12 protein-coding genes are annotated in these 14962 nt (G+C 56.5%); 10 read left to right on the forward strand and 2 right to left on the reverse strand.

Going from position 1 to position 14962, the window contains the following annotated elements:
• Positions 1–148: 148 nt before the first annotated feature.
• Positions 149–2323, reverse strand: a complete 2175-nt coding sequence (locus tag K0B93_RS18795; protein WP_219868772.1) for a primosomal protein N' — start codon at positions 2321–2323, stop codon at positions 149–151.
• Positions 2324–2586: 263 nt separating this feature from the next.
• On the opposite strand from K0B93_RS18795, the gene rpmE reads away from it, so the two are divergent.
• Together rpmE and K0B93_RS18805 are read left to right on the forward strand one after the other, a co-directional pair.
• Entirely contained in the window at positions 2587–2811 is a 225-nt protein-coding gene (gene rpmE / locus K0B93_RS18800; protein WP_218637502.1) for a 50S ribosomal protein L31, read from the forward strand.
• A 218-nt stretch (positions 2812–3029) separates the two neighbouring features.
• A complete protein-coding gene (locus tag K0B93_RS18805; RefSeq protein ID WP_219868773.1) occupies positions 3030–4295 on the forward strand; it encodes a malic enzyme-like NAD(P)-binding protein in 1266 nt (421 codons plus the stop codon).
• 85 nt (positions 4296–4380) lie between these two features.
• On the opposite strand, the gene K0B93_RS18810 is transcribed toward K0B93_RS18805, so the two are convergent.
• A complete protein-coding gene (locus tag K0B93_RS18810) occupies positions 4381–6879 on the reverse strand; it encodes a penicillin-binding protein 1A (RefSeq protein WP_219868774.1) in 2499 nt (832 codons plus the stop codon).
• 195 nt (positions 6880–7074) lie between these two features.
• Between K0B93_RS18810 and K0B93_RS18815 the strand changes: the two genes are divergently transcribed.
• From K0B93_RS18815 to K0B93_RS18850, 8 genes are all read left to right on the forward strand, one after another.
• Positions 7075–8139 carry a pilus assembly protein PilM gene (locus K0B93_RS18815; RefSeq protein WP_219868775.1) on the forward strand — a complete coding sequence of 355 codons (1065 nt, stop codon included), beginning with the start codon at positions 7075–7077 and terminating at the stop codon, positions 8137–8139.
• Positions 8139–8702: a PilN domain-containing protein gene (locus K0B93_RS18820; protein ID WP_219868776.1), complete on the forward strand. Its 564-nt coding sequence runs from the start codon at positions 8139–8141 to the stop codon at positions 8700–8702. Before K0B93_RS18815 ends, K0B93_RS18820 begins: the two co-directional genes overlap by 1 nt.
• Entirely contained in the window at positions 8702–9313 is a 612-nt protein-coding gene (locus K0B93_RS18825) for a type 4a pilus biogenesis protein PilO (protein ID WP_219868777.1), read from the forward strand. Before K0B93_RS18820 ends, K0B93_RS18825 begins: the two co-directional genes overlap by 1 nt.
• Before the next feature lie 2 nt (positions 9314–9315).
• Entirely contained in the window at positions 9316–9864 is a 549-nt protein-coding gene (locus K0B93_RS18830; protein WP_219868778.1) for a pilus assembly protein PilP, read from the forward strand.
• Positions 9865–9929: 65 nt separating this feature from the next.
• On the forward strand, positions 9930–11993 hold the full coding sequence (gene pilQ, locus K0B93_RS18835; protein WP_219868779.1) for a type IV pilus secretin PilQ: 2064 nt from the start codon (positions 9930–9932) through the stop codon (positions 11991–11993).
• A 137-nt stretch (positions 11994–12130) separates the two neighbouring features.
• A complete protein-coding gene (aroK, locus tag K0B93_RS18840; RefSeq protein ID WP_219868780.1) occupies positions 12131–12697 on the forward strand; it encodes a shikimate kinase AroK in 567 nt (188 codons plus the stop codon).
• Positions 12690–13784 (forward strand): 3-dehydroquinate synthase, encoded by a 1095-nt coding sequence (aroB, locus tag K0B93_RS18845; RefSeq protein ID WP_219868781.1) that lies wholly within the window; start codon positions 12690–12692, stop codon positions 13782–13784. Before aroK ends, aroB begins: the two co-directional genes overlap by 8 nt.
• Before the next feature lie 53 nt (positions 13785–13837).
• Positions 13838–14962, forward strand: a 1125-nt coding sequence (locus tag K0B93_RS18850; protein WP_219868782.1) for an AAA family ATPase, incomplete at its 3' end; no start/stop codon positions are given.

Here is a 14962-nt window from a genome sequence, read left to right on the forward strand (position 1 = left end):
TTCCCTGCATGAGAATCACATATATGATCTGTTTACATAAAAGACATGTTCATATGCGAATCAGATATTAGCACAGGCGTTTGATTTGCAAATCCCGGGACGCCCTTGAAGTGTGAAATGGTGTGAAAATTCGGAAAATTGAGAAAAGTTAGCCAGTTTCCTGCGGATCAACGTCAATCATCCATTTCAGGTTACCAGGAAGCTTTCGCTGATCCAGCTGTTCGCATATTCCTTTCAGCAAGAAATTCAGACGCTTCCTGTTGTCAGCATTGAGGACCAGTTGGGAACGATGGCGGTTGGCGCGCCGGGCAATCAGCGCGGGTAACGGGCCCCAGACGTCGATCCCCCGGGCTTGTGTGAGTGGTTTGATGGAGTCGAGCAGGGTAAGGCCTTGCTCCATGGAGTCGGCTTCCGCCCGAAAGATGGCCATGGCGCGGAAAGGCGGGAATTGGCCGGCCTCTCGCTCCGCCAGAAGCTGATCGGCCATGTCCAGGTAGCGTCCATTACACAGAGTGCGAAGCAGGGGGTGGTCGCTGTGGCAGGTCTGAACCAGGACCTTTCCGGGCACCCTACCTCGGCCCGCCCGGCCGCTGACCTGAAGCAGGGTCTGGATAAGCTGCTCAGGCGCCCTGAAGTCGACGCTGAACAGGCCGCCATCAGCGTTGACCACCACAACAAGCGTGACGCCCGGGAAGTCGTGGCCTTTGGCAAGCATCTGGGTTCCAACCAGAACACAGGGCTTGCCGGTGTTTACAGTGTTCAGGATGCCCTGAATGCTGCCCTTGCGCTGGGTGCTGTCGCGATCAACTCGGACGATGGGGGTCTCGGGAAATGTGGTCGCGAGAATGTCCTCGCTTCGCTCAGTCCCCTCGCCAACGGGTTTGAATGCTTCACTGTGACATTCGGGGCAATGGTCAGTGGCGGCCGTCTGGTAATCGCAGTGGTGGCAGCGCATGGCGCGATCCCGTCGGTGGTAGGTAAGCCGGGTGTCGCACCGGGGGCATTCCACCATGTGGCCGCAATCAAAACACATCATCACCGGGGCAAAACCCCGACGATTCACAAACACCAGCGCCTGTTGCCCGTTTTCCAGGGTTTTCCGGATAGCCTCGAGGGCGGGTTTTGAAAAGCCTCCCTCCAGCGGCCGGCTGCGAATGTCGAGCAGACAGATTTCCGGCGGCTGGGCATTTCCGGCTCGTTCTTCCAGTCGAACAAGGCGGTATTTTTGCTGTTTTGCGTTGTAATAAGATTCCAGCGAGGGGGTTGCCGAGCCCAGGATCACCGGGCAACCGTTCAGGTGCGCCCGGTAAACGGCTACGTCCCTGCCAGAGTAACGGAAGCCTTCCCCCTGCTTATAGGAGCTGTCATGTTCCTCATCGACGATAATGGTCTTCAGGCCGGTAAAGGGAAGCAGCACAGCTGAACGGGTCCCGATCAGTACAACCGGTTCGCCGTGTCGGATTTTCAGCCAGGTGGAGAGCCGTTCACCGTCATTGAGTGCCGAGTGCCAGACCACAATGCGGTCGCCGAAATAATGGCGAAAACGAGCAACCGTCTGAGGTGTGAGATTGATCTCCGGCACCAGAACCAGGGCTTGTTGATCCGCCTCCAGGTTCGTTTTCAAGTAATGAAGATAGAGCTCCGTTTTCCCGCTCCCGGTGATGCCATAGAGAAGCGAGGCGCTAAAGCCGTCCCCGGGCGGGGCAAGTTCGCGGGCGGCTTCGACTTGCGCGGCCGACAGTGCCGGCACCCTGCTGTCGATGTCCGCGTCAGTAGTCGCGCTGTAGCTGATGGCGCGGGAATGGGGCTCAATCAGCTTCTTGTCGTGAAGTGCTCTGAGTTGCGCCCGGGTGTATCCTGCCTGGGTGATGTCCCGGTCGGACGCCCCGTTTTCTCTGTCGGTCAGCCAGGCCAGCAGGGCCCTTTGTTTATGGGCGTTGTTCGGGAGTTCTTCTCCGGTGCCGACCGCTGTCCACCACTGTTCCGGTTTTTCTTCGGCGGCTCGTCCCTTCCGTAAGGAGGCGGGTAGAGCGGTAAAGAGGCATTCGCCAAGCGGGTGTTGGTAGTAATTGCTGGCCCAATTCAGCAATTGGAATGTCTCATCAGGGAGCGCCGGCCAAGGTTCAATGGCCGAGGTTACGGGCTTGATGGTGATACCGGCTGGCGGGTTGACGCCGGTTTCAACGACTATGCCGGTTGCCTGCTGGCGTCCGAACGGTATCTGGACTCTTTGCCCTGGAACGAGGTCAAGGCCCTCGGGAATCCGGTAGTCGAACAGCCGCCTTAGCGGGCGATTCAGGGCGATTCGTGCAATGGACGACACAGATTGCTCCAGTGAGAGTCGGGGGTCACGGTATTTGCGTATCCTTTAGGTGCCCAGCTATAGGTGACCCTTGCTGGTGCAGGCGGGGCGGAAATCCCTGCGGTGCTTGCCTGTTATTGCATTTGCAAGTAAGATTCGCGGTCTGTTTCCGGCAGGGCATGATTGTGCCCCGTCTTCTCAATTGATTCAAACATGCGGTGCCTGGCGCCCGGGCAATTGAAGGCCCCGTGATCAGGTGGCGGCATGACCTAACGAGGTTCGCCATGAAAGAAGGTATCCATCCCAAGTACGAAGACGTCACCGCGACCTGCTCTTGCGGCAACGTCATCAAGACCCGTTCCACGATCGGCCATGACCTGCAGCTGGACGTTTGCTCCCAGTGCCACCCATTCTACACGGGTAAGCAGAAGGTTATGGATACCGGTGGTCGTATCGACCGTTTCCAGAAGCGCTTCGGCGGCCGCATTGCTGGCGGCAAGAAAGACTGATCAAGCGACTCTGGTCAGAAAAGCGCCTCCGGGCGCTTTTTTTATGTCTTGATCCTCGCGTGTAGTCAAAAAAGACATACGCAATTTGCACTATTGACTGGTCACAAATTGGCCGGTTGGCACTTGTCGTTTGGGGGCGGTCGCGCCATAATGGCGCGCTCCGCTGAGCAGTGCTTTGCGGTTCATTACCTTTAAACGTGACAAACGGAACAGTGGCAATGTCTCAAGATCTGAAAGAAGCAGCCCTTGAATATCACGCCAAGCCGCGGCCTGGTAAGCTGAGTGTAGAAATCACCAAGCCAACCAAGACCTCCCGCGATCTCTCTTTGGCGTATAGCCCCGGGGTTGCCGAACCGGTCCGCGAGATCGCAAAGGACCCGGAGAACGCATACAAGTACACCGCCAAGGGAAATCTGGTGGCTGTAATCTCTGACGGTTCCGCGATTCTTGGTCTGGGCAACCTGGGTCCGCTGGCAAGTAAGCCGGTTATGGAAGGCAAAGGCGTACTGTTCAAGCGCTTTGCCGGAATTGATGTTTTCGATATCGAAGTCAATTCCGAAAGCCCGCAGGCGTTTATCGAAACGGTCGAGCGTATTGCTGACACCTTCGGTGGTATCAACCTGGAAGACATCAAGGCACCGGAATGCTTTGAGATAGAGCGTGCGCTGATCGAAAAGTGCAACGTGCCCATTTTCCATGATGACCAGCACGGCACCGCAATCGTAACTGCAGCCGGCATGATCAATGCTCTTGAGCTGCAGGGTAAAAAAATTGAAGAAGCGAAAGTTGTCTGCCTTGGAGCAGGTGCGGCAGCTATCGCTTGCATGAAGCTGCTGATCAGCTGCGGTATTCGCTCTGAAAACATCTTCATGCTCGACCGAAAGGGTGTGATCCACTCTGGTCGTGATGATCTGAACCAGTACAAGGCGATGTTCGCCAATGATACAGACCGCCGCACACTGGACGACGCGATTGATGGCGCGGATGTGTTCCTGGGGCTGTCGGGCCCGGATCTGCTGACTGCGGACCAGCTCAAGTTGATGGCGCCCAACCCCATCGTGTTTGCCTGTTCAAACCCCGATCCGGAGATCAGCCCGGAAGTGGCGCTGGCTACCCGTGATGATCTCATCATGGCGACCGGCCGTTCGGACTACCCAAACCAGGTGAATAACGTTCTGGGCTTCCCGTTCATCTTCCGCGGCGCATTGGATGTTCGTGCTACCGCAATCAACGAAGAGATGAAGGTTGCTGCAGTCAACGCCATTCGCGAACTGGCCAAAGAGCCTGTGCCTCAGGAAATCTGTGAGGCATATGGCGTGGATAGCTTCGAGTTCGGCAAAGAGTACATCATTCCGAAGCCGATGGATGTGCGTCTGCTTGAAGTTGTGCCTGCAGCTGTTGCTCGCGCAGCGGTTGATTCTGGTGTGGCTCGCAACCCGTACCCGGCGCACTACCCGCTGAAGTCCATGGACGACATCATCTGATTCTTCGTTCAGGGAAATAAAAAAACCGGCGGTGATCCCGCCGGTTTTTTTGTGTCTGCCTCTGGTGCCTGTCGGGTTGTTAGGGTCAGAAGATTTGGCGTGAGAGGCCGTCGCCGCTACCGTTGCCGTTGCGTTCGTCCTCGTCCTCTGCGGTGAGCGGGGCGGGGGCGTCCTCTTCCTTGAAGACCTCAAATACGCCGTCCTCGCCAGGCCTGGCGCGCTTGCCAGTTTCCGGATTTATCCGGATGTTCACAATCCCGTTAGGGCGGGGCATCGTGGCTGGTGGGGTTCCCTTCAGCGCGACTTCCATATAGTCAATCCAGATCGGCAGAGCGGTGCTGGCGCCGAATTCTCGTCGTCCCAGCGGGGCTGGCTGATCGAAGCCGACCCACGTCGTCGTGGCGACCTCATGGTTGAAGCCCGCGAACCAGGTATCTTTCTGTTCGTTGGTCGTGCCGGTCTTCCCGGCGATATCCGTGCGCCCGAGGGCGAGCGCTCGTCGTCCCGTGCCCAGCCGAATAACGTCCCGCATCATCGAGTGGAGAATGTACACCGAGCGCTCATCAGCCAGGCGTCGCATCACCCGCACTTCCGGCGCTGACTCACTGGCTGGGGGTACACTTTCCAGTTCAGCCTCCGAGGTGCCAGCGGCTGCCCCCTCAGAATTGGGTGTTGCCGAGGCTGCCAGCTCATCGCAATTTTGGTCACAGAGTATGGTTTCGGGTGCCTGATAAACAGTATCGCCGTTGACGTCCTCGATGCGCTCGATGAGATACGGCTGCACGTCGTAGCCGCCATTTGCGATAACGGCAAGGCCGCGGGCCAGCTCCATCGGGGTCAATTGGCCGCTGCCGAGTGACAGCGAGAGGTTGTCAGGCATGTTGTCGACCGGGATCTTCAGTTGTTTCAGGTAGTCCAGCGTCTTCTGGATACCGACATCCCTGAGGAGTCGGATGGAAACGATGTTCCGCGACCGGTAGAGGGCCTCGCGCAGTCGAGTCGGGCCATAGAATTGGCCGGAGGAATTCTGCGGCCGCCAGGCGGTTTCCAGTTCCGAGTCGTCGAAGACGATCGGCGCATCATTGTAGATGGTCGCCGGTGTCATGCCGTTTTCCAGTGCGTTCAAGTACAGGAACGGCTTGAAGGTCGAGCCCGGCTGCCGTTTCGCCTGGACTGCACGGTTGTATTTGCTTTGCCGGAAGCTGTAGCCGCCGGCAAGCGCCTGTATCGACCCAGTATCAGCGTCCAGCGAGATGAGCGCGCCTTCCGCACGGGGCACTTGTGCCAGAGCTACAGTCGGGAGTGTTTCTTTCCCTTCGCCGCCCGGTGCTTTCTCATTGATATGGACGTAGACCACATCGCCAACGGCAAGGACGTCCGACGGCTTTTCCGGTTCGGGGCCGCGCAGATCTTCCGTCTTGTAAAGCCTTGCCCAGGTCATGGTGTCAAAGGGCATCACTGCATCACCCACACCCCGGGCATGGACTCGCACGCTCAGTGTCTCATCCTTGATGCCGGTTACCAGTGCGGGCGTGAGTGATGCGACTTTGGGGTAATTCAGGACGAGGTCCGACGGGGTGGTCTCCTCCAGGGTTTCCTGATCGATCTGCCCGATCGGTCCCCTGAAGCCGTGTCGGCGGTCGTAGGCTTCCAGGCCTTCCCGGAGTGCGTCAGTGGCAGTCTGCTGTTTGAGACTGTCCACGGTCAGGGTTACCGTGTAGCCGTCAGTGTAGGCGCCATCGCCGAAGCGCTGGACGATGGCGGAGCGCGCCATTTCCGCCACATAGTCGGCATCCACCTCAACATCCGTGGCGTTGTAGCCGGCGGTCAGCGGTGCGGTGACGGCAAGGTCATAGGCGTCGCCGGTGATGAAGTCCAGGTCGCGCATTCGGCCAAGTATCCAGTTTCTCCGGATGAGGGCGCGGTCCGGATTGGCGAGGGGGTTAAATGCAGACGGCGCTTTGGGCAGGCCCGCAAGCATCGCCATTTGGGCCAGTGAAAGCTCGGCAACGGGTTTGTTGTAGTAAACCTGCGCTGCGGCTGCGATCCCATAGGCGCGATTGCCGAGGTAGATCTTATTCAGATACAGCTCCAGGATTCGGTTTTTGTCGAGTTCACGCTCAATCTGAAGAGCGAGAAGTATCTCGTTGAACTTCCGAATAAAGGTCCTGTCGCGTGACAAAAAGTAATTTTTTGCAACCTGCATTGTGATGGTGCTGCCCCCGGACTGGATGGAGCCGGTAGAGACCAGTTCGATTGCAGCCCGCGCCAGGCCTTTGATGTCGACCCCGAAGTGCTCGTAAAACCGCGCATCCTCTGCGGCCAAAAAGGCTTGTAACTGAATTGTTGGGATCTGTTCGATTGTGATCGGTGCCCTTCTCTTTTCACCGAATTCTGCTATTAATCTGCTGTCTTTGCTGTACACCCGGAGCGGCGTCTGCAACTTGATATCTAGCAGTTGCTCCACCGGCGGAAGTCCGGGGCGAAGATAAAGATAGAGTCCTGAGGTGACGATTACAGTGACGCTCAGGCCGGTGAGAAATAACCATGCAAAAAGGCGAGATGTGCGCAACAAATGAGACATTTTTTTCTGACAACTGTTGGATATAGGTCTATCATTTGAGAAATTGCTTTAGGAAGGATGAGTCGCTTCACCGCCGCAATGCCTCTCAATTAAAGAAGAAAGGGCATTGTAGACGGAATTCTGAAGAAATTCTCTTAAATAAAAAACACATAAGTAACTTAACCGGGTGCATCTAACCAGGTATAGGGTGAGCGCGTGTTCGGATTGTTCGGAAAGAAATCCAGTGCAGTGCTGGGCGTGGACGTAAGTTCCAGTTCGGTCAAACTTCTGGAGCTGTCAAAGCAGGGCGACCGCTTCAAGGTCGAGAGCTACGCGGTTGAGCCGTTGCCGGCGAATGCCGTCGTTGAGAAAAACATCACCGATGTCGAAGCCGTTGGCGAGGTGCTCAAGCGCGTCGCCTCGAAGTCGCGTACCGGCGTAAAACAGGTTGCGGTCGCGGTGTCGGGCTCTGCGGTGATTACCAAGACCATCCAGATGGATGGAGGACTCAACGAGTTTGAAATGGAAGATCAGATCGCCCTCGAGGCGGATCAGTACATTCCATATCCGCTCGACGAAGTTGCAATAGACTTTGAGGTCCAGGGGCCGTCGGAAAGTAATCCCGACCAGGTCGATGTTCTGCTGGCAGCGTGCCGGAAGGAAAACGTCGATATTCGCGAAGACGCCCTCGAAATTGCCTCCCTCACCGCCAAGATCGTTGATGTGGAAGCCTACTCTCTTGAGCGTGCCTTCACTCTGATCGAGCCTCAGCTCGATTCCCAAGGTGAGGAGCTGGTGGTGGCCATCGTTGATGTGGGTGCCACCATGACCACGCTCAGCGTACTCGCAGGCGGTAAAACCGTTTACACCCGCGAACAGATCTTCGGAGGCAAACAACTTACCGAGGAAATTCAGCGTCGTTATGGATTGTCGCTGGAGGAGGCGGGACTTGCCAAGAAACAGGGTGGATTGCCTGACGATTACGAGTCCGAGGTGCTCACGCCGTTCCGGGAAGCGGTTGTTCAGCAGGTTGCCCGGGCACTTCAATTCTTCTTTGGTGCCAGTCAGTACAATGCTGTCGACTATGTGGTTCTGGCAGGTGGTACTTCCTCTATTCAGGGGCTGACAGAAATGGTCGAGGAAAAGACAGGAACGCCTACCGTTGTCGCAAACCCGTTTGCAGACATGGCGGTAGGGTCACGGGTAAACGCATCTTCGCTTAGTAATGATGCTCCCTCGCTGATGATTGCCTGTGGTCTGGCAATGAGGAGTTTCGACTGATGGCGAATATTAACCTGAGGCCCTGGCGCGAAGAGCTACGGGCGGAAAAGCAGAAGCAGTTCGTTGTGATGATTCTCGGCGCTGCGATCATAGCCGCAGGCCTCGTGTTTCTATGGAAAACCGATATGGACAGCCGCATTGCCTATCAGCAGTCGCGGAACGCCTACATTGAAACTGCAACAAAGAAGTTGGATGAACAGATTCGGGAAATCGAAAGCCTCAAGCGCAAGCGCAATGAGCTCCTTGCTCGCATGCAGGTGATCCAGGACCTGCAGGGCACGCGCCCGGTGATCGTGCGGGTGTTTGATGAGTTGGTCCGTACGCTGCCTGACGGTCTGTTCTATACAGATCTCAAGAAAACGGAAGATAAGCTCTCAATTGTCGGCATGGCCGAATCCAACAGCAGAATCTCGACGCTCATGCGGCAGTTTGAAGAGTCTGACTGGTTCGCCGATCCGAGTCTTTCCAACGTAGCAGAAGCCGACAATCGTCGTGCCGGATACAGCCAGTTTAACCTGTCGGTGCAGCAGAAAACGCCCGAGCCCGAAGCGGAGGATAAGTAATGAGCCTCGCGGACTCTCTCAAAAGTCTTAACGAATTTGATATCAACGATCTGGATGTCAATAACGCTGGCATATGGCCGGCTCCGGTCAAAGCCATTGTTGTGCTCATTGTTTTTGGTCTGATTGTGGGTGGCGGTTACTGGTTCTTTATCAAGGACCAGTACATCCAGCTTGATCGGGTAGAAAAGACCGAACAGGACCTGCGCAAGAAATACGAGGAGAAGGCGTACCGGGTCGCCAACCTTGAAGTTTTCAAGGCACAGATGGCTGAAATGGAGGAAACCTTCGGCGCTCTGGTACGTCAACTACCTAGTGAAACGGAAGTTCCCGGTTTGCTGGAAGATATCACCAACACCGCTCTGGGAAATGGTTTAGCGTTGCGCGAAGTGAAGCTTCAGTCTGAGCGGCAGCGCGATTTTTATGCCGAACTTCCGATCAATATTAGAGTGTCAGGTACGTATCACGAGCTGGCATCCTTCGTAAGCAGTGTCGCAAGTCTTCCTCGGATTGTTACTCTGCATGATTTAACCATCAAACCATCTGGCGGAGACGGGGAAGAGCTTGATATGCAGGTTCTCGCCCGTACGTACCGCTACCGGGCTGGAGAATGAGCATGGCAAAAACGCATGCGGGAAAAGCCTGGCTGGGTATTTCCTTGGTATCCCTTTTGACGGCTTGCTCCCAAGGCAGCGGCTTTTCGGACCTCGACAAATTCATGGCGGACACGCGGGACAGGCCTCGAGGGCACGTCGAGCCCTTGCCAGAGTTCAAGGCATATGAATCTTTTAGTTACTCAGCTGCCGACCGACGAGCACCTTTCGAGCCGCCTATTGATGTTCAGCTCACCATGGTTGACGAGCAGCCGGTGAGTGATGTGGAGCCAAATCTGGACAGGCCCAGAGAGGTTCTCGAAAACTTTGACCTGAAAGAGCTGGATATGGTGGGAACGCTGCAGGGTACGTCCGGTAACCTGTTTGCGCTGGTCCAGGATGCGGCAGGCGGTATACACCGGGTCCGCACAGGTAATTATATGGGGCAGAATTACGGCCGGATTGTCGGTGTGAATGAAACCCGCATAGAACTGATTGAGATCGTTCCGAATGGCCGGGGTGGATGGGTTGAGCGTCCGCGCTCCCTGACGCTAAACGAAGAAGAAGGCTAAGGAGCGGCAGGATGAAGAATGAAAGAAACATGCACGAACAAAAAAGTTTGGGGTCGAGGCTAGCGATGTTTAAGAAACTCAATGTATACGTCGGCGTGATTGCTTTTGGGTTGTTGTCCGGCCTGGCCAATGCGGTCACGCTGGAAGACGTGTCATTTTCGTCGCTACCGGGAGATCGCCTGGAGGTGACGCTTGCCTTCGACGGTCAACCGCCGGAGCCAACGGGTTATACCATCGAGCGTCCAGCCCGGATTGCCGTCGATCTCCGTGACACGGCCAGCGGTCTTGACAGTCGCAGCATTCCCCTGGGCTCAGGCAACGCTCAGAGCATGACCGTTGTCGAAACCAAGGATCGAACACGCCTGATCTTCAATCTGGTTGAACTTGTTCCCTACGACACGGTTCGCTCGGGGAATTCCCTGGTCATGACCATTGGCGGTGAGGGAAGCGTGCAGCAGACGGTTCAGTCGTCTGGCGCAGCTTCGTCGCAGTCGTCTAGGGCTTCTCGCCCGAACACACTGGCAGGCGTCGACTTTCGTCGTGGCAAGGACGGCGAGGGGCGTGTGGTCGTGGATCTTGGCAGCGAGAGTACCCCCGTTGACCTGTCCGAACTGGGTGGCAAGATCCGCCTGACCATGTCGGGCGTTTCGGTTCCCGAAAATCTTCGCCGTCGTCTCGATGTCACGGATTTTGCGACGCCGGTTAATCGCATCGACACCTACATGCAGGATGGCAACGCCGTTGTCGAGATTCGTCCAGAAGGAAGCTACGACTATATTGCCTATCAGTCGGGCAGTCAGTTTACCGTCAGTGTTGAAAGGTTGACCGAGCAGGAAGCCGAAGCCCGCCGGGAGGAGAAATTCCCGTACACCGGCGACAAGCTCTCTCTTAACTTCCAGGACATTGAGGTCCGCTCCGTGCTGCAGTTGATTGCAGACTTCACCGGCCTGAACCTGGTGGCCAGTGACACAGTGGGCGGAAGCATTACCCTGCGTCTTCAGAATGTTCCATGGGATCAGGCTCTCGACCTGATTCTCAAGACCAAAGGCCTGGACAAGCGCCAGATTGGCAACGTTCTCCTCGTTGCGCCGGCAGACGAAATTGCTGCGCGTGAGAAGCTCGAACTGGAGACCACCAAACAGATCGCAGAACTTGCGCCGGTGCGTCTCGATATCATTCAGGTGAATTACGCCAAGGCGGCGGACGTTGTTGCCTTGATTGAAGCCGATAAAGAGCTGATTTCCGATCGGGGCTTTGTTTCCTCCGATGTTCGTACCAACACCATCAGTGTGCGCGAGACTGCGGAAAAGCTTGAAGAAATCCGTCGTCTTGTTTCGACGTGGGACGTCCCAGTGCGGCAGGTTTCCATCGAGGCTCGCATCGTGCGTGCCCAGACTAACGTTGCAGAAGATCTAGGTATTCGTTGGGGGGGCGCGGCCTATAACGTGAGTGGCGATAATGTGTTTTCGGTCGGCGGCTCTCAAGGGGCTGTTGAAGAAGCCCGCCAGGCTGCTGGTGGTACCAACAACACCATCACCTTCCCGGGTGCCTTGGCGGTTGATCTTGGTGTAACCGGCGACGGCGCATCCTCATTCGCCATCGGTTGGGGCAGCGACGATTTCCTGGTGGATCTCGAGCTGTCTGCCTTGGAGAGCGATGGTCAGGCGGAAGTGGTGTCCCAGCCTCGCGTTGTAACCGCTGATCGTCAGACCGCATCCATCAAGTCTGGTGAAGAGATTCCGTATCAGGAGGCTTCCTCCAGCGGTGCGACCTCCGTATCCTTCAAGGAAGCCGTGCTGTCGCTCGAAGTGACGCCGCAGATCACGCCGGATGACAAGATCATTATGGATCTGGTTGTGAATCAGGATTCTCGTGGTGAAGTGACGGCGGGCATTCCTTCCATAAACACGAACGAAGTGACAACCCAGGTGCTGGTCGGCAATGGCGAGACCGTGGTGCTGGGTGGTATTTTCCAGTCTGAGGTCGCAACCCAGACCACCAAGACCCCGTTCCTTGGTGACATTCCATACCTTGGCCGTCTCTTCAAACGTACAGAGCACATTGATGAGCGAAGTGAGCTGCTGATCTTCATCACTCCAAAGATCATCAAGAACGACCTGATTCAGTAAGTTGAAGGTGAGAAAAAGCCGCCGCGTAAAACCGGCGGCTTTTTTGTGCCAATCCGTTGGTGGGACGGAACCTGAAGTTTATGGAATTTGCAGCGCTGTGATATTCTCACCCGCCTGAACACAATTGAGCGGAAGTTATGTCTTTGCCCAAACGCGTTGTCCTGGTCGGCCCCATGGGTGCCGGAAAGAGTACGATTGGCCGGATGCTTGCCAAAGAACTGGGCTATCGTTTCTTGGACTCTGATCGCATCATTGAGGAGCGCTGCGGAGCAAACATTCCCTGGATTTTTGACGTGGAGGGGGAGGAAGGTTTTCGGCAACGTGAAACTGCGATGTTGGAAGAGCTCGCTTCTGAAGCGAAAACGGTTCTGGCGACCGGCGGTGGGGCCGTGATGCGGCCTGAAAACCGCCAGTTGCTCAAACAGGATGCTGTAGTGGTCTATCTCAAGACCTCGATTGAGCAGCAGGTTGAACGCACCAGAAAGGATCGCAACCGTCCATTGTTGCAGAATGATGATCCCGAGGCGGTCTTGCGCAAACTTTTTTCGATCCGGGATCCTTTGTATTCCCAGTTGGCAGACATCACGATGCACACGGATCGAAAGAGCCCGCGGCTCGTGGTCCGGCAACTCGTCAACAGGATGAAGCCACGGACCCCTCGTCACAAGAGACAAGTACGCAAGGAAGGACGGAATCATGTCTAGAGTATTGCATGAGCTGACCGTGGAGCTCGGTGAACGAAGCTATCCGATAATCATCGGGCAGGGGCTTCTTGGCAGTTATGACCTGTCCTCCTTTGTGTCCGGCTCCCAGGTAATGATCGTCACCAACGAGACGGTGGCGCCGCTCTACCTCGACCGGGCCGTTGGCTGTTTTCCCGGCAAACAGATTGACACCGTCGTTCTGCCCGACGGCGAGAAGTACAAAGACTGGCAGACCCTGAACATGATCTTCGACGGTTTGCTTGAGAGCAGGCATACCCGTAAAACCACCCTTGTCGCGCTCGGTGGGGGCGTGGTCGGAGATATGACCGGTTTTGCGGCGGCCTGCTATCAGAGAGGCGTACACTTTATTCAGATGCCAACGACGCTCTTGTCCCAAGTGGACTCGTCGGTGGGTGGCAAGACCGGGATTAATCACCCGCTCGGGAAAAACATGGTGGGAGCTTTCCATCAGCCTGAGGCTGTCCTGATCGATACAGACAGCCTCTGCACGCTGCCACCAAGGGAGGTATCGGCCGGCCTCGCTGAGGTCATTAAATATGGGTTGATTCGCGACATCCGGTTTCTGGACTGGCTTGAGGCAGAAATGGACAGGCTTGTGGCTCTGGACGCTTCGGCCATTGCTGAGGCCATTTACCGTTCCTGCGCCTGCAAAGCAGAGGTGGTGGCCCGGGATGAGCGCGAAGGCGGACTTCGGGCCATATTGAATCTGGGGCATACTTTTGGCCATGCCATTGAAACCTATGCCGGTTATGGCAACTGGCTCCACGGCGAGGCAGTAGGGACGGGGATGATCATGGCGGCCGACCTGTCGGTTCGGGAAGGTATGATCAGCCGTGAGCAGTGCGACAGGGCCGCGGCCCTGATCCGCCGAGCGGGGCTCCCCGAATTGCCGCCGGCAGGCATGACGCCCGGTGATTTCATGGAACTTATGTCCGTCGACAAGAAAAATGTAGATGGCGAGCTGCGTCTCGTTCTGCTTGATGGCATCGGGCATGCCGTCGTAACCGGCGATGCGGCTGCTGACAATCTTGATGCAACCCTTGCCCGTTTTTGTCGGTCCGGTTAACGACCGATACTCGTCGCTCTGACAAGGTCGGACCTAACAACAGGGAAGCCGTGGTGACTGAAGAGAGCTTGAACAGTCTGGATGCAGGCGGGCTTTTCCCCCGCCTGCAGCAGCGGTACGGATTCCGGGCCAATCCTTTGGAAATGGAGGCGCCCTTTTTTCCGGACGCGATGCGCCACCATGCCCTGGAAACGCTGCGCCACCTATGTGGCTTTGGCGATATGGCACTGCTGCTGACCGGAGCGCCCGGGTCGGGAAAGACCCGCTTGCTGGCGGAGCTTGTCCGCAGCGAATCAGCCCGTCTTGATTTCCATCGTATTCCCGTCTCTGCACTCGCCAGTTCCAAGTCGCTCTCCGCAGCCCTCAAGGCTCTCGCACCGTCATCGTTTCGGGCAGAGCAGAGTCCTCGTGAAGCGGTTTACAGCTTCTTTCACTGGTCAGAGTCCCGGGCCCGAAAAGGCCAGCGCATGGTCTTGCTGATAGACGATGCAGATAGTGCTCCGACGGATTTGCTAAAGCTCATCCTGGCAGGATTTTTGGCGTCGGAGCGAGCGTCCGCGGCGGTGCCGGTGTTGTCCGGGAGTGATGCTCTTGTTGGCCGGCTGGCACCTGATCCGGTATCGGCAAATGTTCACCAGATCCATCTCCGCCCCTTGACGAGGGAGGAGGTGGTGGCCTACTTGGAGCCCAGAGTTCATCTGGCGGGTGGTAACCCCCGTGAGCTGTTGAGTCCGACCAATGTGGCCACGATTCACACCCTGAGTCAGGGCAGTTTTGGCCGACTCAAGCGGATCACGCCCGGGGTTTGGCTGGATATGGTGTCCTCGGTGTCAAAGGCAGGTAACTCGCGGATTCTATCGTTAAAGAGGCTGGGCTTTCCGGTGCTGGCGCTAGCGCTGCTGGCTGGATCCTGGTGGTTTGTCTCCACGCAGTACGACGAATCGGTTTCGGTGGAAGTCTCGAAAGCAGCGCAGCCGGAACCTGTCCGGAAAAGTATAACAGTGGGACCTGAGTCGCCTGTGGTGAATGATCCCGCCGAAACTCGAATGCTTGAGGATGGCTCTGCCGTGGCGGACGTTGTCGGTGATACTTTTTCAGAGCCAGAGCCAGAGCCAGAGCCAGAGCCAGAGCCAGAGCCAGAGCCAGAGCCAGAGCCAGAGCCAGAGCCAGAGCCAGAG

Source organism: Marinobacter sp. F4218, assembly GCF_019443085.1.
GTDB lineage: Bacteria > Pseudomonadota > Gammaproteobacteria > Pseudomonadales > Oleiphilaceae > Marinobacter > Marinobacter albus.